At 37.5% G+C, this 25,829-nt stretch carries 23 protein-coding genes and 4 pseudogenes; 7 read left to right on the top strand and 20 right to left on the bottom strand.

Annotated features, from left to right (window positions below; translation table 11 throughout):
• The 3 genes and pseudogenes from J4P91_RS18615 to J4P91_RS29750 all read right to left on the bottom strand — a co-directional run.
• Positions 1-659 (bottom strand): SH3 domain-containing protein (locus tag J4P91_RS18615; RefSeq protein WP_243763910.1); only part of this gene is annotated, 659 nt, incomplete at its 3' end.
• A gap of 1,088 nt (positions 660-1,747) precedes the next feature.
• Positions 1,748-2,179, bottom strand: a pseudogene (locus J4P91_RS18610) (helix-turn-helix domain-containing protein); the annotation flags it as partial.
• Between the two features lie 10 nt (positions 2,180-2,189).
• Positions 2,190-2,549, bottom strand: a pseudogene (locus J4P91_RS29750) (hypothetical protein); the annotation flags it as partial.
• Positions 2,550-2,557: 8 nt separating this feature from the next.
• Here J4P91_RS29750 and J4P91_RS18605 point away from each other — a divergent pair.
• The 4 genes from J4P91_RS18605 to J4P91_RS18590 all read left to right on the top strand — a co-directional run bounded on the left by J4P91_RS18605 (position 2,558) and on the right by J4P91_RS18590 (position 3,849).
• Positions 2,558-2,731, top strand: coding sequence for a hypothetical protein (locus tag J4P91_RS18605; RefSeq protein WP_207995322.1), 174 nt, complete (start codon positions 2,558-2,560; stop codon positions 2,729-2,731).
• Positions 2,728-2,931 carry a hypothetical protein gene (locus J4P91_RS18600; protein WP_207995321.1) on the top strand — a complete coding sequence of 68 codons (204 nt, stop codon included), beginning with the start codon at positions 2,728-2,730 and terminating at the stop codon, positions 2,929-2,931. Before J4P91_RS18605 ends, J4P91_RS18600 begins: the two co-directional genes overlap by 4 nt.
• Positions 2,932-3,090: 159 nt before the next feature.
• Positions 3,091-3,342, top strand: coding sequence for a hypothetical protein (locus J4P91_RS18595; protein ID WP_207995320.1), 252 nt, complete (start codon positions 3,091-3,093; stop codon positions 3,340-3,342).
• A gap of 18 nt (positions 3,343-3,360) precedes the next feature.
• Positions 3,361-3,849, top strand: a complete 489-nt coding sequence (locus tag J4P91_RS18590) for a hypothetical protein (protein WP_207995319.1) — start codon at positions 3,361-3,363, stop codon at positions 3,847-3,849.
• Between the two features lie 384 nt (positions 3,850-4,233).
• Here the strand turns inward: J4P91_RS18590 and J4P91_RS18585 are convergent, their stop codons facing one another.
• The 7 genes and pseudogenes from J4P91_RS18585 to J4P91_RS18560 all read right to left on the bottom strand — a co-directional run bounded on the left by J4P91_RS18585 (position 4,234) and on the right by J4P91_RS18560 (position 11,358).
• Positions 4,234-5,262, bottom strand: a complete 1,029-nt coding sequence (locus J4P91_RS18585) for a hypothetical protein (protein WP_207995318.1) — start codon at positions 5,260-5,262, stop codon at positions 4,234-4,236.
• Between the two features lie 184 nt (positions 5,263-5,446).
• Positions 5,447-5,530, bottom strand: a pseudogene (locus tag J4P91_RS18580) (IS6 family transposase); the annotation flags it as partial.
• Positions 5,531-5,841: 311 nt separating this feature from the next.
• Positions 5,842-5,973, bottom strand: coding sequence for a hypothetical protein (locus J4P91_RS29445; protein WP_279538658.1), 132 nt, complete (start codon positions 5,971-5,973; stop codon positions 5,842-5,844).
• A gap of 85 nt (positions 5,974-6,058) precedes the next feature.
• Positions 6,059-7,348, bottom strand: coding sequence for a replicative DNA helicase (gene dnaB, locus J4P91_RS18575; RefSeq protein ID WP_207995317.1), 1,290 nt, complete (start codon positions 7,346-7,348; stop codon positions 6,059-6,061).
• A complete protein-coding gene (locus tag J4P91_RS18570) occupies positions 7,345-8,211 on the bottom strand; it encodes a DnaD domain-containing protein (RefSeq protein ID WP_207995316.1) in 867 nt (288 codons plus the stop codon). The genes dnaB and J4P91_RS18570 overlap by 4 nt, the downstream gene beginning before the upstream one ends.
• 585 nt (positions 8,212-8,796) lie before the next feature.
• Entirely contained in the window at positions 8,797-11,118 is a 2,322-nt protein-coding gene (locus J4P91_RS18565) for a M20/M25/M40 family metallo-hydrolase (RefSeq protein WP_207995315.1), read from the bottom strand.
• Complete coding sequence (locus J4P91_RS18560; protein WP_207995314.1) at positions 11,119-11,358, bottom strand: hypothetical protein; 240 nt, start codon at positions 11,356-11,358, stop codon at positions 11,119-11,121.
• Positions 11,359-11,685: 327 nt separating this feature from the next.
• Here J4P91_RS18560 and J4P91_RS18555 point away from each other — a divergent pair, with 327 nt between their 5' ends.
• The 3 genes from J4P91_RS18555 (at position 11,686) to J4P91_RS18545 (ending at position 14,231) form a co-directional block, all read left to right on the top strand.
• Positions 11,686-11,814, top strand: coding sequence for a metallophosphoesterase family protein (locus J4P91_RS18555; protein WP_207995313.1), 129 nt, complete (start codon positions 11,686-11,688; stop codon positions 11,812-11,814).
• Between the two features lie 19 nt (positions 11,815-11,833).
• Entirely contained in the window at positions 11,834-13,240 is a 1,407-nt protein-coding gene (gene pepV, locus J4P91_RS18550) for a dipeptidase PepV (protein WP_207995328.1), read from the top strand.
• 493 nt (positions 13,241-13,733) lie between these two features.
• Positions 13,734-14,231, top strand: a complete 498-nt coding sequence (locus tag J4P91_RS18545) for a DinB family protein (protein WP_207995312.1) — start codon at positions 13,734-13,736, stop codon at positions 14,229-14,231.
• Positions 14,232-14,706: 475 nt separating this feature from the next.
• On the opposite strand, the gene J4P91_RS18540 is transcribed toward J4P91_RS18545, so the two are convergent.
• The 10 genes and pseudogenes from J4P91_RS18540 to J4P91_RS18495 form a co-directional block, all read right to left on the bottom strand.
• The gene (locus J4P91_RS18540) at positions 14,707-16,143 is read right to left on the bottom strand and encodes a GntP family permease (RefSeq protein ID WP_207995311.1); all 1,437 of its coding nucleotides are present in this window, start codon (positions 16,141-16,143) and stop codon (positions 14,707-14,709) included.
• 90 nt (positions 16,144-16,233) lie between these two features.
• Positions 16,234-17,025 (bottom strand): enoyl-CoA hydratase, encoded by a 792-nt coding sequence (locus J4P91_RS18535; RefSeq protein WP_207995310.1) that lies wholly within the window; start codon positions 17,023-17,025, stop codon positions 16,234-16,236.
• 35 nt (positions 17,026-17,060) lie between these two features.
• Positions 17,061-18,665 (bottom strand): ATP-dependent acyl-CoA ligase, encoded by a 1,605-nt coding sequence (locus tag J4P91_RS18530; protein WP_207995309.1) that lies wholly within the window; start codon positions 18,663-18,665, stop codon positions 17,061-17,063.
• Between the two features lie 408 nt (positions 18,666-19,073).
• Complete coding sequence (locus J4P91_RS18525; protein ID WP_207995308.1) at positions 19,074-20,798, bottom strand: sigma 54-interacting transcriptional regulator; 1,725 nt, start codon at positions 20,796-20,798, stop codon at positions 19,074-19,076.
• Between the two features lie 459 nt (positions 20,799-21,257).
• Positions 21,258-21,567: pseudogene (locus J4P91_RS18520) on the bottom strand (nucleoside triphosphate pyrophosphohydrolase).
• A 275-nt stretch (positions 21,568-21,842) separates the two neighbouring features.
• Positions 21,843-22,358, bottom strand: a complete 516-nt coding sequence (locus J4P91_RS18515; RefSeq protein WP_207995307.1) for a GNAT family N-acetyltransferase — start codon at positions 22,356-22,358, stop codon at positions 21,843-21,845.
• Positions 22,359-22,544: 186 nt separating this feature from the next.
• Complete coding sequence (locus tag J4P91_RS18510; protein ID WP_207995306.1) at positions 22,545-23,270, bottom strand: MerR family transcriptional regulator; 726 nt, start codon at positions 23,268-23,270, stop codon at positions 22,545-22,547.
• Positions 23,271-23,296: 26 nt separating this feature from the next.
• Positions 23,297-23,581, bottom strand: a complete 285-nt coding sequence (locus J4P91_RS18505) for a hypothetical protein (RefSeq protein WP_207995305.1) — start codon at positions 23,579-23,581, stop codon at positions 23,297-23,299.
• Between the two features lie 3 nt (positions 23,582-23,584).
• On the bottom strand, positions 23,585-23,923 hold the full coding sequence (locus J4P91_RS18500) for a magnetosome magnetite crystal formation protein family (RefSeq protein ID WP_207995304.1): 339 nt from the start codon (positions 23,921-23,923) through the stop codon (positions 23,585-23,587).
• 441 nt (positions 23,924-24,364) lie between these two features.
• Positions 24,365-25,477 (bottom strand): tyrosine-type recombinase/integrase, encoded by a 1,113-nt coding sequence (locus tag J4P91_RS18495; protein WP_207995303.1) that lies wholly within the window; start codon positions 25,475-25,477, stop codon positions 24,365-24,367.
• Between the last annotated feature and the right edge of the window lie 352 nt (positions 25,478-25,829).

Genomic DNA, 25,829 nt, shown 5'->3' with positions numbered 1-25,829 from the left:
TTCGCTACTTCTTGCGCTTTCGCTACTTCTTGCGCTTTCGCTACTTCTTGCGCTTTCGCTACTTCTTGCGCTTTCGCTACTTCTTGCGCTTTCGCCACTTCTTGCACTTTCGCCACTTCTTGCGCTTTCGCCACTTCTTGCGCTTTCGCTACTTTTTGAACCTTAGCTACCTCTTGCGTTTTCGCTACTTTTTGAACCTTAGCTACCTCTTGCGTTTTAACAGGCGCTGTACTTGTTAAGAAAGGAACATGTACATAAGCTGTTTTTCCATTGTATTCAAATTGTAACCAATCATTTTGTACTTGATGTGTTGTTTCGATTACATCGTCTTTTTTCAATTTACCAAGAATTTCTGAGTTTGTGTTTGCTTCAGCACGTACATTTAATACGTTTGCTGTTACGTAATAGATATCCTTTGTAAAGTCCGCGCTTACGAACGCTTCTTTACCATTTAATTTGATTTTTGACCATCCGTTTTCTGTATGTATAACATTTAATTTATATCCATCTAGTAATTTACCAACAATGTTTGATTTCGTAGTTGAGTTTTCTCTTACATTTAGTACATCAGCTGTTACGACAGTTTCTGCATTAGCAGATGTTGTGAAAATCCCAAGACCCAAAACTGCTGCTGTTGCTACACCAATTATCTTTTTCATAATAGCCTCCATTGCATTTGTTTTCGAGTTCTCATTATAACAATCATTTTTTGAGATTTGGATAAATCATAGAATTACAAACGATTCGTAATATATCATTAACACTTTGTAACAATGATAGAAACAACAGAAAGATGCTTTCAACCGCTTGTATTCAGGAGGTTTATTGACTTTAATTACTATAATTAGCCATTAATTTATTTCAAAATAATGAAATGTGTTTCATGTATATTTCATTTTTATTAATATATCATTACTGTTAGTGGTGATTTTACTATGAAATGAACAATATAGTTATATAATAATAATATTTTTCAGTTTGTAAAATTATAAAAACATGATTATTATTAAGGGGAATTCGTACAATTGTTACAAGGAGCAAATATTAAACGGAAAGATTTACCTTTTATCCTCGAGTTCTCTAGTCATTCTTTTGATAGTAATATTGACTATTTGACGGCTTTAACCAAGAAATAGAAATTCTCATTATAGAGATATTAGAAAGAGTATGCTTCAACTTCTTCAATATAAACTGTATCTTCTTTACGAATAAGTACAATATCTCCTTTATTCATAAAGTCACGACGTTTTAAAAAAGTTGCGAAGAAACACCCCTTTGAATCTTTTTATCTACAGGGGTGTTTTTTATGTCCAAAAGAAAAAGAACACCAAAAATTGAAAAGTAGATTCAAGAAGATCGAGGTTCAGGAATGGAATGCAGATTATAAACCATGGCTAAAGATTCAAGACGTATCTTCAAAAGGTCGCTCTACACGTTTAAAAGAGATAAAAACCAATTAGCAGAATGAATTTCTATAAGATCTAGAACGAAATCACTTTTATTTAACCGAACATTCATACCTTTCCGTTGGTATTTGAGAACAGTTTCTTTTATTAACGTAGGAGGAAAGTATTGTCATTGCGCAGATGAATTAGGAATTAAACATCCTATATCTCCTAAAACTGGTAGGTAGTTTATCATAAATTGAACTCCCCCCACCTTCACTTCGTTTAGAGGAGGGGGTCTTCTCGGTTAAAATAATAAATACATAACTATGAATAAAGAAACAAGATGATATAAATAAAGACTATATCACAGTATGCTTTTCACGATATTGTCTAGGAGTCATGTTACATATTTTTTTGAACACTCTTGTGAAATAACTTTGATCATAAAAGTTAAGCCAAGCACAAATATCTGATAATGGATATGTAGTTAATGTTAATAGTTTTTTTGCTTCGTCTACTCGCTCCCTTTGAATATATTCACTTAAAAGGATTCCCACTTCCTTTTTAAACAATTTAGATAAATAAGTAGGATTCATATCAAGTAGTGTAGCGAGATCATTGAGAGATATTTCATGGTAAATATTTTTGCTAATATGATTGAAACATGTAGTAATTGTATTCGAATATCTTTGAATATTATACTCCTTAACACGATCAGCAAAAGCACATAAAGCATCCTCAATTAATCTATTCACAGAATACATGTTATCTAGTTGTTCAATGGTCTCCATTTACTTTATCTTCCACTTGTGTTTGAATCAAATATGTCCAGTAATCTTTTGATGCATTTTTCATTGTTAGTAGCAGTTCTTCTTTCGTTGTACTTTCTTGTACATCTTTAAAAGAAAGACCTGTATAATCACCTTTATTGTCCCTTATTTCAAGGTGTGTTATTTTTTTATTATTCTCTTGAATAAGTTGTGATAAAGCAAATAACCGATCTAATTCTTTTGATTCAAATTGACTATAATCAATCTTATTACTAGATTTTAAAGTTAATAATAACTCATTCGTTGGTGTTTCAGTCGTACCTCCACTATCAACAACAACATATTGAATAGCATTTTCCTCATCAAACTCCGAGTAACCTATATAAGAAATCGTTAGCTATGGAACTGATTAGAATGGGGCATGACTTACACCATACGATGAGAAACCGCAGCAATCCTAAGTATCAAATTTATGTAATGGTAGAAACACCAGAACTAATACATGATATGCTCGCTATTAATCTCCGAGATGAGATGATATTTCAAGCCAAACGGAAGCGAGAAATAAAATGAAACGTATAAAAAACATCATAGCTTCACAACGTGTGCAGATGATTTTGCTATGTATCTCCGTACTTGGAATGTTGTTCTTATTATGGTTTACAATTTGGACTAGCCTGTTCTCTACTGATCCAGCTGAAGAAATAAAGGCTGAGCAGATAAAAGAACGGCAACAAGAAAGAGTGAAAATGCTTGAGAAGCATTTCGAATAAACATTGCTAACTCTAGCGAAGAACTACATAATCGGGCTATAAAAGTTCAATGTGTCTACTTACCAATACATTATATAAATCTATTTATATAAATAAATTAATTTATATAATGACCTCAAGCCCTTTTACATATAAAAAAAAAGAAAAGGAGTCAATCACATGAGACAAGAAATCTTAGCCAGCGCAATCCACGCACTGCAGGAACTTTTTTATAACAAGGAGCATAAAAGTCAATTTCTAGCAATGAAGACGCTAGAGATGTACATGGATTTGAACTTATTTCAAGATGTAAAACTTGCAGCAAGCGAAATAGAAAAACAAAATGCATTTAGCCTTTTAGCGCCAATGAAACTGTACGATATGACAACTGCCAAGCAAATCGAACAGCAACTACGTGGCTCAATCTATTAAATAAAGGAGATATGAAAAATGAACATGCAAATCTTTGAAATGACCATAGATGGAGAAACAATAAGATGGGAGGAAAAATCACACGCTCAAATCTTCCGTAACTTCTGGAAGTTTTTCACGGAGAAAGACTTCCAACGAACAATCAAAATAGTTGAACTTGTCGGTATCCGCACTTCCAAGTTTCCATATTTCACAGCTAAAAATGGAAGCAAAAAGAAAAACATCTTTATGAAAGACAACTACTACATTTACGGACATTTAACCCCACAACTTATGCAAAACACATACACAAAATTCATCGCAGAATGGGAGGAAGGAACGGAAGCGAAAAAGAAAACAATCCCTATCCCATTAAGCGTATGGTTCAATGAATCAAACGGAAACATTCACATGAATGTTGGTGGTACATTCACACGTATAAACAATGACCCAGCATGTACATGTGGTGATCCAAGTTTATATGAACTTCTGGAAGAACATCTGCGCCAGGCAGGGAAAATAGAATAGTATGTTCGTTGACGAATATACCTTTATAAGAAAAATAAACAAACGATAGAATTCAATATACCCTTTGAATTCTATTTTTTATTTATTCTCCTTCCCCTTCAAAATAGCAAATTTATCACGGAAATATTGGTATATTTTGTCTCCCCCCCTTTTTCGGAGGATGGGCAAAAATACCCTATCTAGCAATTTTTTGTTTGCTTGGCTACATATATTTCAAACAAAACAAAACCACTACGCTACAGCATAGTGGTTTTGTTCCCTACATAAAAAAACCCAACATATCACAAATTACCTATCTGAGAACAGCAATAATATGTAAACAAACTTCACCATTGAATCCGTTCGCATTATATCGATGTCGCTATGCCCCTTAAGGGGTCTTTTTTATGCTGCAGGTTCTATTGGAGCTGGTTGAGGAGTTACTTCCCCGCCATCCATTCCATCATTCATCATGGATTGATTCATAAATTCACCAATCATTTTTTGCAACTCATCCATTGGAACAATGTTCTTTTCAGAAGTATCGAATGTGAATTTGATTGGTTTATCGATAGATTTGATATTAGAATGAATATTCATATCAAATTTAATTTTTTCATTTTCATCTTTAGGATTTTTTGCTTCGATATGAATTACTGCATCCTGTTTTTTAATTGTGTTTCCATCCATTGTATAAGTTAAAGAAATAGAAGATTTACCAAGATTTGCATTTTTCAATTCTTTCTTAAAGTCTGCAATTTCTTGTTTTGTTCCAGTGAAGTTTTTCATTTTAGACATTTCATCAAATACCTTTTCAATCACTGTTTTTAAATCTTTACCTGTTAATTTCACAGTATATACATCTTTTTCTTTTGTAAATTTGTCTTCAGGAAGCGCTTTGATTGCATCTAATAACGCTTTCTGTACTTTCTCTTGGATTTCCATAGATTCTTTTGTATCTACTTCTCCTAAATCTTTCATATCCATTTTGATAACTTTTCCTTCTAGCGTAGAAAAACTATCACCAGGAATGCCAGCTAATTGTAATAGCGATTTTACATTATTCGCTTTTACGTATAAAGCCTTTTTCCCTTCATCCATAAACATTGGAATCGATACATCCATTTTCATTCCATCTGTTTTAATATTTGCACCAATTGTTATTTCGTCTTTTTTTGCATCTTTATCTGTTTTTGAATCAACTGTAATTGATACGTTTTTTAACATATCCATTGCTGCTTTATCTTCTGGTTTCATATCTTTCGCATTAGAATCGAATTTAAAAGAAACTGAACCGCTTGCTTCCATTTGTTTTGCATTTAAAATGCTTTCTGTTGAAGAAACGACTGTTTCTTTTGCAGATTTTCCACACGCAGATAAAGCAAAAAGACTTAAACTTGCTGCAATCAATAATCCTTTTTTACCAAACTTCATAAAACCACCCCCTTCAATACATTAACATATCCTTCCTATCATAACAATGATATAGAAGAATTTAATGGTGATTCTTACACCACCTAACGAAAAACACCTTAGCCTGCAATTCACTAAAGACAAAATGGTTCTGGTGCAAAAATAAAAGAGAATAAAACACATATATTCTTAACGGAATCGTATCTTATGCTGCAAGTCGAAACAATTGATGGATGAATTCTTTCTGATTTTGAACAGACTGATCCCGTAAATCAATCTGTTCTTTTTTAGAGTACTAGTATCAGTATGTCCAAGTTTCAGAGATTAGTTACATAAATCTTATAGTTTTTGCACCAGAACCTTTATTTATCAATTAGTAAAGTCCCAATCAGGAAAGATTCGTAAAAGAAGCTTATGGCGTATCTCCGGAATTATACTTTTCGTTATATCTATTACTATTATTCCATTACTAATTTATAGTATAGGATTTTCATGGCATTCGATAAAAATATTTGCTGCTGATATTGCACTACTTACTAGAATCATGGTTACCTTCTTGACTTTGAACGGTTTATTATCAATGGATCACTATTAGATATTTTAAAATGACTTACCTATTGGAGAAGCCATCATAAAAACAAAGAAACGAATGTACGTTCCCTTTACCGCTAGTATATATGAAATTACAAAAAAGAAAACAGCAATTTCGCGCTGTGCACGACTAACATTCACCCCTCCCTACCACCAGACTATGTCCTGCACGTGCTTGAGGAAGGGGACTTCTGCCCGGGTACTGTTAAAAACCTCAAAAACAAGTCTAGCCTTCCCTCTCCACAAACTTCCCAAACTCCTTCAAAAATCTCAGTTTCATCGTCCCAATCGGTCCGTTTCGATGCTTCGCAACTTGAATTTCTGTAATATCTTTATGCTCCGTGTCCTTATCATAATAATCTTCCCGGTACATAAGCATAATCAAATCCGCATCCTGCTCAATCTGCCCTGTCTCTCTTAAGTCAGATAAAAACGGGCGCTTATCTTGACGCGAATCCACCCCGCGGGAGAGTTGCGACAGCGCTACGACGCACACGTTTAAATCACGTGCCATTAACTTCAATTTACGAGAGATTTCACTCATTTCTTGAAACCTGTTTCCTCTATAGTTTGAATCACCTGTAATAAGCTGCAAGTAATCAATAATGACAAGCAATTTTTTATCCTCATACTTTCGCTTCAATTTGCGCACTTGCATCCAAATCTCTTGCGTTGTAACGCCGGCCTTATCATAAATTTCCATGGGCAGATCACCAATTTCCGCAAAGGCCCGGCTCATTCTCCCCCAATCGTCTATCGTAAAACGATGCTTCGGATTTTTCAGTCGTTCTACTGATACACTGCCCAAACAAGAAAGCATTCGTTTCAGCAATTGCTTATTGCTCATCTCTAAAGAAAACAATCCAACTGCCGCATTCGATTTCGCCGCATGAAGCGCAATATTTAAAGCAAATGCCGTTTTTCCGATCGAAGGCCGCGCCCCAATCACAACGAAGTCACCTTCCTGCAAGCCACATGTCATTTTATCTAAAGCTGTAAAACCTGTCTCAATGCCCGTTACCTCATCTGTATCTTGATGGAGCTCTTCATAAAGATCGACTAACGTATCCTTCAAATCAAAATCAAGCGTACATTTCCCTTCTTCCAGTTCAGAAAGTTTCGCAATCGTCTCACCGATCACTTTTTCATCCTTCTCCGCAAGAAGCCGTTCACACATATTGTGCGCCGCACTCCCCGCCTGATTCATTTTCCACGCACTCCAAACAAGTCCCTCATAATACGCGAAATTCGCCGTCGTAGGAACACTCTCCATCATATTTACAAAATACTCAATCCCGCCAATTTGCTTCAAAAAGTCGGGATTCATCTTCGAAACGAGCATAACAAGATCAATCTTCTGTCCACTTTCCTCTATTTCTCGCATCAACCGAAATACCGTTTGATGCACCGCCGTAGAAAAATGGTGCTCAGTGAGACGACATTCCTGAATCAGTTCTCCCTCAAGCAATAAAGAACCTAATGCCGTCTGTTCCGCCTCTATATTTTGAATGCTCATGGCCGCCATCCATGCTCCTGCAAGAACTTCTGCAACTCTTCTTCAGACGGGGTATTCTTCTCCCACTCCTCACACTCCGCCAAAAACTTCTCCGTCTCTTGCATACCAGGCGGCTCCTTCTTCCGAAACTTCACTTCTGCTTGTTCCACGTCACTCAGCTTCATATAGCCTTTTCTATGCCACTCCCGCAAAATCCCCTTCACATAACCAATCGTCCGCTTATTATTTTCAACCGCAATCTGTAGCGCTTTTAACACAAGCTCCTCCGATAAATCTGTCATCCACTCACTTAATTCTTCCGCCACATAAGGCGACAAACTACCGAAATTTTGTTCATAAAACAGAAATACACCGTTTCCCGTTTCTTCCTCCTCTTCCTCACCTTGTTCCTCTGCCACATACTGATCAATCAGCTCCTCTGTAACAATATCAGACACATCATAAGGCGAACCGAATTGCTCTAAAAGTAGCGGAATACTCATCTCGTCCTCCAAACACTTCCGAAGAAACATCTTAACAAACTCTTCACTTTTCACACTCTTCAGCTCACGCAGCACACACTTCTCCACATTCGTACTCGTAATCGGATTATAACGAAGCCAATTTAAAATAAATAACTCCTTCGTTTCCGCATCGTACAAAATCTTTCCATACTCAACAAAACGCTGTAGTAACTTCTCAACAGTCTCCCGATTATACCCAGTCTCCATCTCCGCCAAACGCTTCGGCAGCGAATAAATTCCGCACTGCGTCGTCTTCGAACAAGTCAGCAAATAAAGATAAAAATAGCGCTCCTCCGGCGTTAAATCCAAAACAAAATCATCCTGCCAAAAATTCACCTGCACATTACGATACACTGCCATATTTATTCCTCCCATTCCTTAATGAAACATATGTAATTGATGGTTCCATGATGTATATAGGGATGAAGAAGGAATTTTGGCGGGTTTATTTTATATTTTTTAAAAAATGACTACGACTACTTTTCTTCGAAGTAATGCTTGTAGTCGTTTTTTTGTTTTTTATTTTGTTTCTTTTTAGTGATTTATTTATTGGTAGGGGGTTATAAGGGGCTTGGGAGGGGGTCTTTTCATATGTACATGGTCGACAGTGCTGTGTATGTTTCTAAATGTAGCTTTGAAATAAAGCTTGATCAAAAATCCTGTTTTGAAATGCAAGACTTTTTCTTGTTCAGCAATCGGACCAGATTGTTGAGGAAGAGTTGCCGATTTTACAGAAGGTAAATTAGTTTAAGATTAATGGTGGTGAACCGTATCATAAGTAATTAAGTTTTATTGTTCAAGTTTTACCATTTAAATGGTATTCATTATTTGATTTCCATTCAAATACCTCCCGATGTTTTACAAGCAGTCAATCGTATTAAAAGGCCGACATATACTAGTTTGGAAAATCAAACATTGTATATGTCGGCCTTTATTTAATGGTCATTAATGTTTAATCGTTTTCATGATGTATGAATTATCCCCATAGGTACTGTATTTTGACGACCGTTCCCCTTTTGATTCTGGAATGCTGTAAGAGCGATCGGCTATCATCCACTCTATAGAATCCTTAGCATTTACGGTTACCTTTACATGTAACTCTTCGGCTTGACCTAGAACGTAATTGAATTCAAATGGCGATTCCTTTGTAAATTCTTTTTGCTTCAACTCCAATTCTTTTCCATTGATGATCAGTTGAGATACATTCATCGTTGAAAAAGACTCCATTAACAATTCTTCAGCATTGCGATTCGTTTTCAATTGGTATTCTATTGTCCGCTTGGCACCTTCAACCTTATCAGATAATATCGTCACACTAGGTGCTTCCATGCCATATAAATCAGCCTGGGTATAACTTATATCCCAGTTTAAAATAGGAAATAATTCTGACGTATGGCCTTTCTTCACATTTTCATTAATATAATTTGATGTATATTCATCTAATGGCTGACGGGCCGCCCAATATGCTTTTTTTGAATTTGCATCCATAAAATAAGCAATATCGCTTGCTTGTGGATGTTCTGCTGTCGGCATGTTATTTAGGTTGATACTGTTAGTGATCATGACCAATAATCCTGTAACTAAGAAGATGGATGGTATCACCCAATTGAATTTTATTTTTAAGGTGGTGAAAATAGATACCAGCATGGCACCTAAAAGAGAAACAAGGACCATGAGCACACCAGCCATATGCATGGATATGAGGCCTTCAAAGAGATAAATAACTGGTGATAGAATAAGAAATGCCGGGATGGCAAAACCAGCTGTAACAAGATAACTCTTCCATGAATGCTCATCTAAACGAATTAAAATATTGACGCAGATTAGAGCAAATAATAGTGGCCACGCAAACACATAACTGCCTGCTTGGAGCAGAAAACTCGAGGTAGCTAAAAGGATTAACCAAAGAAATAAGGCACCCATCATTAAGCTGCCTGTTTTGATTTTTTTATGGGCCAACCCATAAAGGATAGTCAAGAAACCAAAGATAATAATGGAAAAACTGATGAAGTAAAAGGTATCAACCGTCTTATCGGTTCCCATTAACCATTCTTGATCCGTAAAAATAAAGGTGAGTACGGACCATAATCCTGATCCGATGGCAAAAGACCCGATGATGCCAATAATGAAAACAAGAAAACCTGCAAATGTTCCAAGAAGGGATAGTTTCTTAAGCCAATATCCATGTACGACCGTAACGACAAAAAGAATAACCGCCAACAGCATAATCGGAATGACAAGTTTGTCTGAGTAGGTGATCATGTTGGAACCCAAAATGTTAAAGAAAACTTGATTCCCTTCATGAGTTTGAGTGAGATCGACGTTTCCAAAATGGGTGACAAGATGTAACATATATTCGCCGTGATGCTGGAGACTTTCTAAACTTAGCTCTTGAAAGTTATCGCTGGTTGTATGATAATGGCTAACCCCATCACCAAAGGCAAAGTTTAATCCTTTAAGACCGGCTTCTTTAAACACGCTGAAATCAGTATCATTTGGCATTTGCTTATATAAACTATAAAGGAAGGAATGAGCGACAGGTGTGTAAGCGCCTTGAACGAACTCCTTAACTAGCCAACTATTGTTATCACTTGTTTCAAACATAAAAGAGGGACCTTCGTTTCCCCGTGCCTCAAAGTTTAACACTAATCCGACATCATTTACCCAAGGATGTCCCTCTACAAATGCTTTTGCTCCAAGTAATCCATTTTCTTCTCCGTCTGTTAAGAGTATAATGACATCGTTTTGAAGAGGTGCCATTTCCTTTAAGGCCCTTACTGTTTCTAAGATGGCAGCCACTCCGGCGCCATCATCGGCTGCACCTGGTGATCCTGGTACAGAATCATAATGTGCAACAAGAATAATCGATTTTGTAGAGTTCGTTCCTTCGATTTTGGCAACAATGTTTTCCACCGTGCCGCCTACTATCCATCTGTCGACACTATTTAAAGAATTGACTTTTTGGATTTCGGGATTTAATCCTAACTCTTCTAAACTGTGAACAAGATAGTCTCGAACTCTGTCATGTTCTACCGATCCAAGAGGATGTGGTTTTACAGCAAACTCTTTTAAATGGGAGAGTGCTCTCTCGGCAGAAAACTCATTTGCTGAACCAGTAGCTGGTACAACCTTTGGTGGCTGAAGTTGTAATAAACTCACAAAAATAGTTCCAATAAGAATAGCCACAACAGCAATGAAAATAAGTGCATTTTTTTTTGTGTATTCACGAGCTTGTAGCTTCGTTTGGGTAGATGGTACTGATTCCAATTAAATTTCCTCCTTAAAGTTGAGAAAAAATTTTTCTAGCGAAGTATAAAGTGTAAACAAACAACCAGGGACGATTTTAGATAAAGCAAGCAAATTCAAGTTTTGGCAGCTTTCTTTTTTCATGACTGCCGTATTTCCGTTATTATTCTTGGTAGTATAAGATTGAATTTTGTTCTTTTGGAATAAGCGTGGAGGTTTGTTCTGTTCTTTGCCTTGCTCTTGGTTTGTTGATACCTGCATTATATAGTCTCTATATTTATAATGAGATGATGAAATAAAATATACCTAGTTAAGTATCATATTTAAGTAATCGGGGGCAATTCTCTAATATGAATTGTGCCTTTTCTTTTGGTATAGGGCCAGATTGTGGAGGAAAGTGAACAATACCAATATTAGTTTATATAGAATGCAATCGAGATAGTAAAGGTTTAAACTTAATCGATTGGGTAGGTTACTTGAAGAAGGTTTTTTATAATTTTGTGGAATTCATTTAGGGAAATAAGTTTTATTATGAGGGCTTACTTTAGAAAGAGAGTAGATGTATAGGATATAAGGGGGCTCTTATTTGTGAAGACGGCTATTATTTCTGACACTCATGGAAATATAGATGCAATACAAGCAGTGCTATTAGATATTAAAATTCGCGGTATTAAGGATATATATAATTTAGGTGACAGCTTTTATGGACATAATTGAGAAGGGAGTTGAAGTTGTAATGGAAATCAATTGGCTGGCAGAAGTGGAAAAAAGAAAAGATGATCTTTTAAAGGACTTGGAAGGCTTATTGCGTATTGCGAGTGTTAAGGATTTAACAACGAGTACTCCCGAATATCCAATGGGTGAAAAGATTGGCGAAGCATTGGATTATGTTTTGGCTTTAGCCAAAAATGAGGGTTTTAAAACAAAAAACTTAGACGGCTTTGCCGGGTTTGCTGAATGGGGAGAGTCTGAAGATTATATTGGGGTACTTGCCCATGTCGACGTGGTTCCTGCTCCTGGAGAATGGACAACAACACCTTATGAACCAACTATTCGAGAAGGAAAGCTCTATGCCCGCGGTACTATTGATGATAAAGGACCGGGAATGGCTGCATTTTATGCGTTAAAGATATTGAAATGCCTTGGCCTTCCTTTGAAAAGGAAGATCCGCATGATTTATGGCACAGATGAGGAAAGCGGTATGCGCTGTATGAAACATTATCTTGACGTAGAACCCGCGCCAACTTACGGTTTTTCTCCTGATAATGAATTTCCGATGGTGCACGCCGAAAAAGGGCAAATTAACGTGAAACTGACTTTAAATGGCAGTGAAGAAGAAAAACATGGAACTATTTTAGTTAACTTTTCTTCGGGTGACAGGGGAAACATGGTACCTGGGAAAGCCGCTGCTAAAATTAAAACGAAACACCCTGAGGAACTTGTGAATCGTTTTAAAACATATTGTACGGAACAGGGGCTGCATGGAGAGGTCAGCAAGTCTGATGAAACGATTATTTTAACCCTTTACGGTAAAACTGTGCATGGTATGGAACCGCAAAATGGAGTGAATGCCGGACTGGAGTGCCTGCATTTCTTAAACTCATTAAGCTTTGCGGGTAGTGACCAATCATTTATCACATTTGCCGAAAACAGCCTATATAGTGATCCTTTTGGGGAAAAGTTGGGAATCCAATACAGTGAAGATGTGCTCGGACCTTTAACGGTTAATGCCGGCATTTTTAATTATAATCATACAGCTGGTGGCTCAATTCAGTTGAACATTCGATTCCCATTAAATAATGATTACCAACATACCATTGAAATGATCACGAAAAAAGCTGAGACCTGCCATTTTACAATCGCTGATGCGCAACAATTCTCTACACATTATATCCCTGCCGATCATCCAATGATTAAAACACTACAATCGGCTTATCAATCGATTACAGGGGATGAACCCACACTTTTAACATCGGGCGGGGGAACATATGCAGCGTTAATGAAAAATGCAGTGGCTTACGGTGCGCTTTTCCCTGGTAAGGTAGATAGCTCTCACCAAATTGATGAATTTATAGAAATCGATGATTTAATCAAAGCGACAGCTATCTATGCCAAAGCATTATATGAATTAAGCCACTTATAAAATCAAAGGCCAGGTTTGTAGTTTAGTCAACAGGTCAACCAGAAAAATAAAATGTACCCTATAGAGTAGACACTTAAAAAGGTCTGCCCTATAGGGTACTTTATTTGTCATGATGAAGGAATAAAAGCTGGATGAGCCGAATAAGTCATAGTAATCATGGTTTTGTTGTATTCTCAAAATAAAAGAATGGAGTATTTCATTGAGAATATTTTTTCGTTATATGGCCGACAGTCGAAAATGAAAGTTATTTTATGCGTATGAATGGCTTTTTTTGAAATTGATTGAGGATTATTGTTATCGTCACCCGGAAATTTCGGATTACCCTGCCATGTTGGAGAGGATTAGAAGCTGGAGAGAAAGGTATGTCCAATATGTAAGGGACCACTTGGATTTGGTTTTTACCTTTTTAGGACCGATTAATTATACTATAGTCAGATTTTTTCTTGTCTTTTAACTTTGAAAGATTACACTAAACAGTGAGGAGATTGGTTGTATGCAAGTTGTAACCAAAATGTTTTTAGAACAACTCGACATGCATTGTCATGAGAATGATTGGTTTGCATCCATGGATCAGGCGCTTCATGGAGTCAGCGCAGCCGAGGCAGCATGGACAAGTTCGGGAATCAGTAATTCGATTTGGCAGATTGTCAACCACTTGATATTTTGGAATGAAGACGTAATCCATCGAATCAAGGTCACAGAGAATCCGCATAAGGCAGAAGACAATGAAGAAACCTTTGGAAATCCGGGGGATCCAGAAGACGAAATTGGGTGGGCCCAGACAGTGCAGCGCCTCAATGAAGTCATGAATAAATTAAAAACGGTCATTGCGGACCTTAACGATGAAAAGTTAAAAGCTCCGTATGCAGCTAACAGGTACTCTATTGAGCGTTTACTCAGCAATATCATGATGCACGATACATATCATCTCGGCCAAATTGTTCTGTTGCGAAAGTTGCAATCCTCTTGGGGTGGCGTTGATTGGTCCTAAAGCACCATAATTCAGCGACCTTCCTCGCCCAGCCGTAGAAGCAGTATTGAAGGTGTGAAACCCCTTTACATTCTCTATGGTGAAGCGGGTGATTTTCCTGCTTTATGGATGGCTAAACGGGTGTGATAGTCAAATAAATTAGAACGTATTTGCAGAGAGATCTTTCGCATATTTCATTGTTTAACAGTCGGGCGCTTTTCTTAAATAAGAAGGCGTCTTTTTGCATGTACAACACATTTAGGGATTGAGTTTAATGCGGTGTAAAAAAAGATTGTGAAGTCCTGTACTTAAAGTAAAGGGGGCTTTAGTTTAACAAGCAAAAGGCAATAATCTCATCTTGATCTTCCACAATCGGGCGCGATTATGGAGCAACACAGGGAGAAAATGATCAAACTTTATTCCAAAGCAACAATAAAGGATGTCATTGAAGACATACAAACAAGCCATCACTCATAAAATGATGGCTTATACACGCTTATACAATAGAAAACATCAGATACACGCCAACAACGAAGAAAACAGCAGCCGTCTTAATTAAAGTAATACCGAAAATCTCTTTATAAGCTTCCCGGTGCGTTAATCCTGTCACTGCAAGCAACGTGATAACCGCTCCGTTATGAGGAAGAGTGTCCATACCTCCTGCTGCCATTGCGATAACACGATGCAGTACATCTAACGGAATACCAAAATTCGCTGCTGCTTCAATATATTTGTCTGCCATTAAGCCTAATGTAATACTCATTCCGCCCGATCCTGATCCTGTTAGCCCGCACAATATATTCGTCATAACCGCTCCGTTGATTAAAGGATTGGAAAATGTCCCAGTCAAATAATTTTGGATCATAACAAAGCCAGGTAAAGCCGCAATAACGGCACCGAATCCATACTCGGCTGCAGTGTTCATCGCAGCTAAGATGGAACCACTTACACCCACACTTGTAATCGATTGAAAATGTTCTTTTACCGCTTGGAAGTTTAATAATATAGCACTCAGTATACCGATAAGAAGCGCGATTTCCACTGACCAAATACCGACAACTTGCGCCATATCAATTGTTCCGTACTCCTTCAAACCGATAGATGCAAAATCAAATCCCTTCGTATACCAAACAGGAATGAACTCTGTAAAAACTTTATTCATCACCCCAACTAGTACGAGCGGTAGAAAAGCCAACCAGTAACGAGCTGGAATCGCATCACCTGTAACAATCGGCGTTGGTTCCGCTTGCGCGCTAGTTGTCGCAGCCATTTCAGAAGCCGCATCACCTTTTCCGGAATAACCCTCCCCTTTAGCCGCTGCCTTCTTCCTACACCTTTCCAAATACAGCATGCCGCATATAAAAATAAACAATGCACCAATGATTCCTAATGTAGGTGCTGCATAAATATTTGTTTTAAAAAATGTAGTTGGAATTACATTTTGAATTTGAGGCGATCCAGGAAGAGAATCCATCGAAAACGTAAATGCACTGAATGCAATTGTCGCTGGAATGAGACGTTTCGGAATATCCGCTTCGCGAAATAATTGTGCCGCAAATGGATAAATCGCAAATACTGCGACAAATAAACTGACGCCGCTGTATGTAAGAATCGCTCCCATTAACACGATGGAGAGAATAGCTCTTTTCACACCTATAAAACGGATGATAATTTTCGCGATTTTTTCTGCGATTCCAGTGATCTCAACCACTTTACCAAATATCGCTCCAAGCAAAAACACAGGAAAATATAATTTTATAAATCCGACCATCTTCACCATGAAGACATTAGAGAAGAACGGTAAAACGAGCGCTGGATCAGTCAAAAATACAGCCAGCAAAGCACATAACGGAGCGAATAAAATGACTGAGAATCCCCGGTAAGCAACAAATATAAGCAAGCCAAGCGATAACAGTACAATCAATAAATCCATAATCCCTAGTCCCCCCTCAATTCTCTCAAATTTGTTTTATGCCTTGATATGTTGTTACGATGCCTACCAAAGGCAGACATCGTATTCTTTTTATTTATGCTGAAAAAGCGGGACTCTCTTTTCTATAAAAGCACCCACTCCCTCTTTTACATCACTCGTTTGAAAGACATGGCCAAAATTTTCAGCCTCTATTTTTAGCCCTTCCTCAAGAGAATACGATAATCCTTTATTAATAGATTGCTTCATCAACGACAAAGCAGGAAGAGAAAATCGAGCCATCTTCGCAGCCAGTTCCTTCGCTCTATTCAACGCTTCGCCGCGCGGAACAACATGATTCACCAAGCCAACTTGCAAGGCCTCTTCAGCACCGAGCGGTTCACCAGTAAACATCATTTCTTTTGCCCTCGCAGTTCCAATTAAGCGAGGCAAACGCTGCGTTCCTCCCGCACCCGGAAACAAACCTAACTTTACTTCCGGAAGCCCGATTTGGACCTGTTCTTCGATAATCCGTAAATCACATGATAAAGCTAATTCACACCCGCCCCCAAGCGCTAATCCGTTAATCGCAGCGATGACAGGCTTCGGCAGGCTTTCTATTTTATTTAATGGGTTCTGGAGCCACAATGATTTTTCCTCTGCATATTCACTCCCTTTCCCAATCCATTCCGGAAATGACTTAATGTCCCCTCCAGCAACGAAAGCTTTTTCTCCAGCACCTATTAGGATTACAACAATAACTTCATCATCTCTTTCAATTTCATCGACCACCGCCGTCATTTGCTCAATCACCGCGTAGCTCAGTACATTCACAGGAGGATTATCAATGATAATAGTGGCGATTCCTTTTTCTTTGGACCATGAAACAACTCGCTTATTTTCCAATGCAATCCCTTCTTTCTAATATGTAATAGGGCACCTCAACTCGTTCTTTTAATGACATACCCTGCCTGCTCGCGATCCCAAGCAGTACCGATTCCTTCTTCCTGCAGCTTGAACTTCTGAATCCGTTCCGTCGCAGTTTTTGGGAAAGATTCACGAAACTGAACGTATCGCGGCACCATAAAGTAAGCCATGCGTTCTTGACACCAATCGATAATCTCTTCATGAGACAGCGTTTCTCCTTGCTTTACAATCACATATAATTTGACATCTTCTTCCCCTACTTCTGACGGAACACCAATCGCAGCTGATTCAAGCACTTTCGGATGGTTATTCACGACCTTTTCAATTTCCCAAGACGAGATATTTTCTCCACGCCTCCTAATACACTGCTTAATTCGATCGCAAAAGTATAAGTAACCTTCCTCGTCCTGGTAACCGCGGTCCCCAGTATGGAACCATCCTCCTTCCATCGCTTCTTCTGTTTTATCCGGCATTTTATAGTAACCGTCCATGAATGTTTGTCCTTGTAAAGCACGAATGAAAATCTCTCCGATTTCACCAGCCCGTACTTCATTTCCTTCCTCATTCACAATCTTTGTCTCTACATAAGAATACGGTTTTCCGATAGAAGGCGGCTTATTAGCGTTCAATGGATTCGTTACACAAAACCCCGTCGTTTCCGTTAATCCGTAACCTTCCACAATCCGAACGCCAAACCTCTCCTCAAACGGCTTCCAAAATTCCTTAGGCGTAGCAGCACAAGCCGTCACCCTTGCTGGATTTTCATAATCGGTTTCCTTTTCCGATTGCTTACAAAGAATCGGAATCATCGACCCTAAAGAGTTGAAAATAGTTGTGCCATGACTACGAATTTCATCCCAAAAACGTGAAGCACTAAACCTCTTTCCAAGAGCAATCGTCGCATTGGAAGAAATAGCACCGAGTACTGTATGAGCTTGAGCATTAATATGAAATAGCGGCAGCGCTGTAAATAAAATATCTTGCGAATTCGCGCCGACCATATAGGTAGCGAATGACTTTGCAGAATTGACATAAGCAGAATGACTTAACATGACCCCTTTCGGTAATCCAGTCGTTCCAGAGGTGTAAAGGATACTGTTGATAGAAGAGGAGGAAACAGATTCATTTGGAAGATAGTGATGATTTGTATTCAATACGTCTTTCAATCCGATTACCGACCGTTCTTTACCATCACCTGTAATGATTACGCTTTCATCATTACCGTAGACAACAATTCCAATTTCCCTTTGTATAAATGGTAAACAAGAAGCGATTTGAGGAACAAATTCCTTATCAACGATCATTAACTTACAATCGGAATGAGATACAATATATTGCAAACCTTCTCCCTTTAAATGCACATTAAGAGGTACCGCAATTGCTCCCATAAAAGATAAAGCAAACCATACATCCAGATATTCAGGGTTGTTATGAAGCATAATACAAACTTTGTCACCTTTTTGAATGCCAAGTTCACTAAATCCCGCTGCAGCTCTTGTAATCCGATGATAAAGCTCCTCATACGTAACCCTTTGTTCTTCAAATTGTAGATACACCTTATCAGGCGACTTTTCGATACTTTGCATAAGAAAATGTGGCAAACTCTGATTCTCCAGCATTGGCTTCCATCCCCTTTCTATTACAATTCTTTTTATTTATCCCGCATTAACGGGCAGTAAGACTCCCACCTTAAGATTCAGAAAGAAGCGAGGCAGATAGGCGGGAGATTAACTGCCCGTAAAAGCCCGATTGGTTCAACTAATAATCAGTGGGGGATGAAGCCCCCCCACTGATTAAAGTTTCACTTTATATAGCAAGAGTTATGCCAAAAATCGATTCATTCCCCATTTCCTTATTCCTGCAGGGACAAGCCCCGATTCTCCCTTACATGTACACCTTCACATGTCGCATTTGTGCTACAAATTACAGCGACCATGTCGCATATATAAGAAAACGTCGCAAAAATGAGACAGTAGTGATTACCGTAAACCAAACAAAAAAAGGGCCTATTTGCCCTTTACATTCCTTCATCCTATTCCGTACCTTTCTATTTTTCGATATAAGCTAGCCCGATGAATCCCCAAAAGCTCCGCTGCCTCTTTTCTATTTCCAGCTGTCTTTTCCAAAGCTCTCGCAATCACCCGTTTTTCAGCCATTTCCACTTCCGCCTGCAGTGAATAGCTTATCTCGCTCTCCTCTTGATATCCCTCACAACTTAGCGCCTCTTCTAAATTCTTTTGCCGTAAATAAACAGGAAGGTGATGCACGTGAATAACCGTTCCTTCCACAACATTCATCGCTCTCTCCAGCACATTCTCTAGCTCCCGAATATTCCCTGGCCAATCGTGCTCCATGAGTATGCCCCTTACTTTCTCATCTAACGAAAGAACGCTACTCCCAAGCTCCTCATTCAACTTCCGAATTAAAAATTCCGTTAAATGTACGATATCTTCCTTTCGCTCTCTTAGCGGCGGAATATCAATTCCAAACACATGTAGCCTATAATATAAATCCTCTCTAAATTCTCCTCTTTGCACCATTTCACGGAGATTTCGATGCGTCGCCGCAATAAAGCGGACATCAATCTTATGCGTTTTTGTACCGCCAATTCTTTCAATCTCTTTCTCTTGCAGCACCCGAAGCAACTTCACCTGCATGTCCAAAGACATATCGCCAATCTCGTCCAAAAACAACGTTCCCTTATGAGCCAGCTCAATCTTCCCAGGCTTACCGCCCTTTTTCGCTCCAGTAAAAGCACCCTCTTCATATCCGAACAATTCGGCTTCTAAAAGATCCCTCGGAATCGCAGCACAATTCAACCGAATAAATGCACCATCAGCACGTGGACTCGCATGATGAACCGCATTGGCAAAAAGCTCCTTCCCCGTTCCACTTTCTCCTCTTATCAAAACCGTAGACCGACTTTTCGAAACCTTCAAAGCCATCGTTTTCACTTCTTCCATTTTCGCACTCTCTCCTACAATACTTTGAAACGAAAACCTTCCTGCTTGCAGCCGCTTTAATTCAGTTTGATAGTATGATAGCTTTGATTCCATTGCACGAATCTGATCCCCCAAAGCTTTAAACTGCTGGATATCATGAAACATGATTTTACCAATCGCACCAATAACCTTCCCTTCCTTCATAATAGGAATGCGATTTGCAATAACATTCCGACTATTCACACGCTGAATATGCCCAATTTCCACCTGTCCCGTCTTCACAATAATATGCATCCGCGTATTCTCAACAACCTCCGTACAATGCTTCCCAATCGCTTCCTTCGGGTCCTCAATTCCTAAAAATTGCGCATAAGCACCACTAAAAAAATTGATGATCCCTTGCTCATTCACCCCTATAATACATTCAGACAGTAAATTCAACGCATTTTCATATCGGCTAATAGCACTTTCTAAAGACGATACGCTTTTCCCCTTATTTTCTAGAATGACAATCGACCCGTTCTCTTTCCCATTCTGGTATACAGGGGATTCATTCACAGTGAACACTTGGTTACCAATCTTGCTTTCGTACTGATGCAAACTATCATTTTGATTCACTACTAGCTGTTTACAATTAGGAATAATCGTCGATATGTGCTTACCCGTTATTTCTTTTTCTGTTTTGTTTAACATGCTGCAGAATGATTGATTGCTGAATGTGATTGTTCCATCGTGGCTTGTAACCGCAATCCCGTTATTCATTATCTCAAGAGCTTGAGTCGTTAACTGCAAATTTCCTCCTTTATCCATATGCGTTTGGAAGCCTCCCCATCAAATCGTACTCTTTCCCCATGTAATATATATCCATTTTATAACACCTTGTGAAGTACTTGGAACTTCTAAAACTGTTTAAAGCTAATATATGCTTTCGAAGTTAAGCTGAACTTTAGTCATCATGTACCTTAACTAAAGTACAAGAAGGATATTATGTAAAAATATCCAATTAATAAAGTGATTAATAAAATCCCAAAAATATTATAACGAATTTAGGTGCTGCATATATTGAAAACGTTATTTGGTATATTTCTCTGTCTATTGGGAGCCTTTTTAATAGGTTTAACAGTTAATAGTTTTGGAAACATAGGTAACACCATAATGAAAATAATAGGAATTGTCTTTGTTGCATTGAGCATCAAAATAATAAGCAACAAAAATAAGGAATGACACTCGAATTCTTAAGAAAAAAACTGTCAATAGACGGTCTTATTTTTATGACTTCATTGTCATAACTAAAAAGATTCGCTCCTGAAAACCACCGCATTTTTTCTCTTTTTGTTTCCGTACTTTTTCCACATCTTCAAGCGTTACACCTTCATGCTGTGCTAGTGCGTTTATGAGTTCTAGTAAATCTGCTAGTTCTTCTACCTTATGCTCTTTCTTTCCCGCCTCTAAATACTTCGTTAGCTCTTCCTCTATTTTCTTACCTATTTCTTCTATGTATTCTTGTTATTGGGGTTTTTCCATTATGTTTAATTATTTCTGGGATGCGGTCACGTACTAGTTTGTTGTAGGTTGGCATTTGAATTCCCTCCGATGTTTTGGTTCCTCCTTCATTATAGTGTCTATACACAAACGATAAAGGCACCTTAACAAATTCATTATGGTGTAGCTTTGAAATAAAGTTTAATTGCGATAATGCTATTGACCTTAATAAATGAAGAAAAGAGCCCGTTTCGAAAAAGATTAATCAAAACATGCTCTTCTTGTTTTAAATTGAATGACTCGTTAATAAAAAACTTGATGGTTTTGTAATTACTTATTCAAGCACCATTTAGTTGAATAAGATTTGTAAATTTATTCTTTCCATTCGTTTTCCAAAACGCTGTATAGTAAGGAATCTCTCCAACCACCTTTTATTAACAAGTTCTCACGCATTCTTCCTTCCTTAGTCATTCCGACCTTTTCTAATACTTTTGATGAACCTATATTCCTAGGATCACAAGTAGCATATATTCTATGAAGCTTGAGTTCGGAGAAGCCAAAATCAATCAATAGATTAGCAACATCTGTAGCTAATCCCTTTCCCCAATAATCCGGATTAACAATATAGCCAATTTCTCCATTTTTATTTGTAAAATCTCTAATATTTAACTCCCCAGCTCCAACCATTCTCTCAATGTCCTTCTCAACAATCGCAAATACATATCTTGTTCTTGGTTCTTGAGAAGCATCTTTAATCACTTGCTTAACAAAGTCCTTTGAATCTTCTACTGTATTAGGTCCCCAAGGTTGATATTCACAAACTTTATCTTGCGAAGCATATTTATGAACATCAATCCAATCATGATTTGTGAGTTCTCTTAATAGCATTCTTTCGTTTGATAGAATAAATTCAGTGTGTTCGATTCTATTCCCCTCCCTTTTGATTTTTCAATATTATATCCTAACTCAACTATAGAAAAAACCGAAAATCACCACTAGTTTTCGGTTCATCTTTTTTATAAACAGCGTGATTCTATTTTAAAATTACATACGGCTTGTTAAAGTGTCTTTTCATCACTGCATATTCTTCATAACTTCTTTCAAATACTGCTCTTCTTCCTTCGTCAACACAGCAGGAAATTTAGCTAATAGAATATCATCCTGTTTCGTAATATTTACAAGGTCACCTTGTAGTACACCAGCACTCTGAATAATTTTTTCTATTAAATAATAAAGCTCTTTCACAACCGCTTGAACATCAGTATGCAATGGATCCTTCTTCTCTTCCCTATATCTCTTTATCTGTTTGATTAAACTCATAAACCGCTGATTGAATTTCAATTTTAATTCTTTATCATCAATATCTTGTATCCCTCGTTCTTCTAACCACTCTCTATTTTCCTTTTCCATTATGAATGTTTGTAAGAAAGAACAAAATAAAGGTACATCAATCCTTTCTTCTTTTTGCACTACCTCTACCATTTCATCCATATGTTTGAGCACCTTCGCAATTCGTTCTTGTTCTGCCAAAAGTAACTCTCTTTGAAAATGAATCCGCTCCATAAAATTTTCCTTAGGAATATCATTCTGTAAAATGATATTTTGAATCTCCCCCAGCGAAAAACCCAAATGCTTCAATGCTTGAATTTGTTGCAATACATATAAATCATCTTTCACATATAAACGATGTCCACCTTCTGTATAATCGCTTGGCTTTAATAGATTGATTTTGTCATAATAACGAAGCGTTCGTACTGTTACATCACCTATACTAGCGAACTCGCTAATTGTCCAGGACATGTTTTCACCTGCTTTTCGATTTATTTTTATAACTCAACATTCCGTTTCTTAATTACATGTTGAATCATATCGGAAACATTTGCTAATACACCTTTATCATTTTTCATTTGCATCCCTAGCTGAAACAAACATACTACAAGCAATAAAAACGTGTAATTTTTCCGAGTGGGATTTCCGCAGCTATCATATTCCTCATCACCATAGTACAAATCATTTTGTTTTCTTTTTCGCATCATTAAATAGACAGCAGCGAGAAAAGCGAATATCGCAATAACAACTTTCTTTTTCTTTGTTTCCAATTCTGTATTCATCATTTATTCTCCTTCCATAACGTATTTGTCTTCTTTGAATAATGGAATTCGAATGAGATAGCGGTATGGGTGATTACGGATGACTTTCCATGCAACGATTCCTACTTGGATTACTTCAAAAGTAAACACAATCCAGAATAAAAATTGGCTTATACGTGAGCTAATGTTAAATAGAAGAAATATCAATAAATGAAAGTTAAATGCTTTTCGACAGTGGTATTTGTATACTTCGTTTTTACGGGCCATTGCTATGTACATAAACAATGGTGAAAAGATACCTACAACAGCTGAGAATAGTAACATGATGACGATATTTCTTTTTTCTTTTGTGGTGCTTTTCATGGAATCCCCCTTTCTTGTGTTTTCTTTTTTATCGTAGGGGGTGACGTTGGGGGAGGTTCAAGGGGGATTGTTAAATTTCTTTTTGGATAAATAAAAGGTGTGGTTTTTGGAACATATGTAACGTTTAAAAGCAAAAAAGGAAGTGATCTCCATGTATTCTTGAACAAAGCGATAATATGTAGTGGGGCTTAAAAAATTTTGGGTTTGTTATTATACAAGACGGAAGTTAAAGAGTAATTGAGAGCATGTTTTGAAAAGCTTGTTGTAGAGCGTCAGAGAAAAAAAGAATAGAACCTCCATCTTGACAGGGTGGAGGTCGTGAGTTCGAGCCTCTCCGGGGTCATAAGTACAGAAACCGTGTCAAATCAACGTTTGATGCGGTTTTTATTTATTTACTCGCATACTCAACAACACCAGTGGTCACAGAATTGGTCACATTCCCTACAAAATCTCTTCTATTTTGTTAACCGCATCTTCTTGCATTGTTGGCAATACATGCGAATAAGTATCTAATGTGATTTTAATGTTACTATGTCCTAGCCTCTCAGAAATCACCTTTACATTCACACCTTTAGCCAATAACAAAGTTGCATGTGTATGACGTAAATCATGAAAGCGAATCTTCGGAACAGCTGCTTTCTGAATCAGAGCATTTAAACTTCGTCTAACATTAGCAGGATTAATTGGTGTTCCAGAAGGCGTACACATCACCAAGTCATTGTCTTGGTATTCCTCACCTTGACTCAACTTCTCTTTCAATACGACTGCTCTATGCTTCTTTAGCTTTGCTATTGTTGATGCAGGTAATAGTATCTTTCTTAAACTTGATTTCGTCTTTCCTCCAAGCAAGAACGTTTTTCCATCATGACTTAATGTTTGGCTAATGGTTAAATGTCCTTTTTCTAAATCAACATCTTTCCACCGTAACCCTAGCAACTCACCTTGTCGCATGCCAGTTACAAGAGCCATATGAAAGACGATAGAATATCTACTATCCTGTGCAGCTTTTAAGAACAACTGTACTTCCTGTTCATTCCATACAGTTAACTCTTCCTTATCAACTTTAGGCAACTTGGTTTTAGCTGCAACATTTTTGGTGATTAACTCTAAATCTATTGCATGTTCAAGAGAGTTTCTAATAACTTTGATTATCTTCTCAATTGTTCCTCTCTTTAAACCTTCGTCCCGTAGTGAATTAACGTAGTTTTGCATATGCAATGATGTTAACTTGGCTAATTTGACGTTGCCTAGAGAAGGAATGATGCGACTGTTTAAATACCCTTTCAGTACTTTCGCAGTTTGAATACCAACACTGTGCTTCTTGGTATTGAACCAACTTTCCAGATATTCACCATAGAGAAGTTTGCTAGGTTCTACATATGTTCCAGTATGAACTTCTGAAAGCAGCATTGTTAAAGCATCTTCTGCTTCTTTTTTGGTAGCAAATCCTCTTTTCTTCTTTTGCTTTCTCTTACCTGTTAGAGGGTCAATACCAATATCTACAATATAAAAATACTTTCCTGTTTTCTTATCTTTTTTGACGCTTCCTTTCATCGTTAAGAGCCTCCTTGGAGTCCTTAACTGTGCTGTATATGGTAGTTTTATTATAATAGATAATTACTGATATTATTGGGTAAATTTCATACGGCGACAATACCACATACCTACTATAAAAAAAGAAAAGACTCTTCTTACAATTATTCAAATGATATAAAACAAAACTCCTATTTCTTCAACTTCCATTTGTAGAGAAAAGAAATTTCTCTACACTCTGAGGTATTCATTATTGAATATCTCTTACAGATGTCTCATATCTCCCTTGTTTTATTTCTTAACGGATACACGAATACCTTCACAATCCCTCTTACATTTTGGATACACTGCAAAACTAATTTATACACTTTTT

The organism is Bacillus sp. XF8 (genome assembly GCF_017498755.1).
Lineage (GTDB): Bacteria > Bacillota > Bacilli > Bacillales > Bacillaceae_G > Bacillus_A > Bacillus_A bingmayongensis.
The sequence above is the reverse complement of the archived record's forward strand: the minus strand, read 5'-3'. Positions and strand labels throughout refer to the sequence as shown.

Bases quoted from the DNA above. Each gene is read 5' to 3' on its own strand.
- J4P91_RS18590 (WP_207995319.1), top strand. From the start codon at position 3,361: ATGAACATGCAAATCTTTGAAATGACCATAGATGGAGAAACAATAAGA.
- J4P91_RS18595 (WP_207995320.1), top strand. From the start codon at position 3,091: ATGAGACAAGAAATCTTAGCCAGCGCAATCCACGCACTGCAGGAACTT.
- dnaB (WP_207995317.1), bottom strand. From the start codon at position 7,348: ATGAGCATTCAAAATATAGAGGCGGAACAGACGGCATTAGGTTCTTTA.
- J4P91_RS18585 (WP_207995318.1), bottom strand. From the start codon at position 5,262: ATGAAGTTTGGTAAAAAAGGATTATTGATTGCAGCAAGTTTAAGTCTT.
- pepV (WP_207995328.1), top strand. From the start codon at position 11,834: ATGGAAATCAATTGGCTGGCAGAAGTGGAAAAAAGAAAAGATGATCTT.
- J4P91_RS18510 (WP_207995306.1), bottom strand. From the start codon at position 23,270: ATGTCCTGGACAATTAGCGAGTTCGCTAGTATAGGTGATGTAACAGTA.
- J4P91_RS18540 (WP_207995311.1), bottom strand. From the start codon at position 16,143: ATGGATTTATTGATTGTACTGTTATCGCTTGGCTTGCTTATATTTGTT.
- J4P91_RS18525 (WP_207995308.1), bottom strand. From the start codon at position 20,798: ATGGATAAAGGAGGAAATTTGCAGTTAACGACTCAAGCTCTTGAGATA.
- J4P91_RS18530 (WP_207995309.1), bottom strand. From the start codon at position 18,665: ATGCTGGAGAATCAGAGTTTGCCACATTTTCTTATGCAAAGTATCGAA.
- J4P91_RS18495 (WP_207995303.1), bottom strand. From the start codon at position 25,477: ATGAAAGGAAGCGTCAAAAAAGATAAGAAAACAGGAAAGTATTTTTAT.
- J4P91_RS18500 (WP_207995304.1), bottom strand. From the start codon at position 23,923: ATGAAAAGCACCACAAAAGAAAAAAGAAATATCGTCATCATGTTACTA.
- J4P91_RS18605 (WP_207995322.1), top strand. From the start codon at position 2,558: ATGGAACTGATTAGAATGGGGCATGACTTACACCATACGATGAGAAAC.
- J4P91_RS18505 (WP_207995305.1), bottom strand. From the start codon at position 23,581: ATGAATACAGAATTGGAAACAAAGAAAAAGAAAGTTGTTATTGCGATA.
- J4P91_RS18515 (WP_207995307.1), bottom strand. From the start codon at position 22,358: ATGCTATTAAGAGAACTCACAAATCATGATTGGATTGATGTTCATAAA.
- J4P91_RS18600 (WP_207995321.1), top strand. From the start codon at position 2,728: ATGAAACGTATAAAAAACATCATAGCTTCACAACGTGTGCAGATGATT.
- J4P91_RS18560 (WP_207995314.1), bottom strand. From the start codon at position 11,358: ATGCAGGTATCAACAAACCAAGAGCAAGGCAAAGAACAGAACAAACCT.
- J4P91_RS18570 (WP_207995316.1), bottom strand. From the start codon at position 8,211: ATGGCAGTGTATCGTAATGTGCAGGTGAATTTTTGGCAGGATGATTTT.
- J4P91_RS18545 (WP_207995312.1), top strand. From the start codon at position 13,734: ATGCAAGTTGTAACCAAAATGTTTTTAGAACAACTCGACATGCATTGT.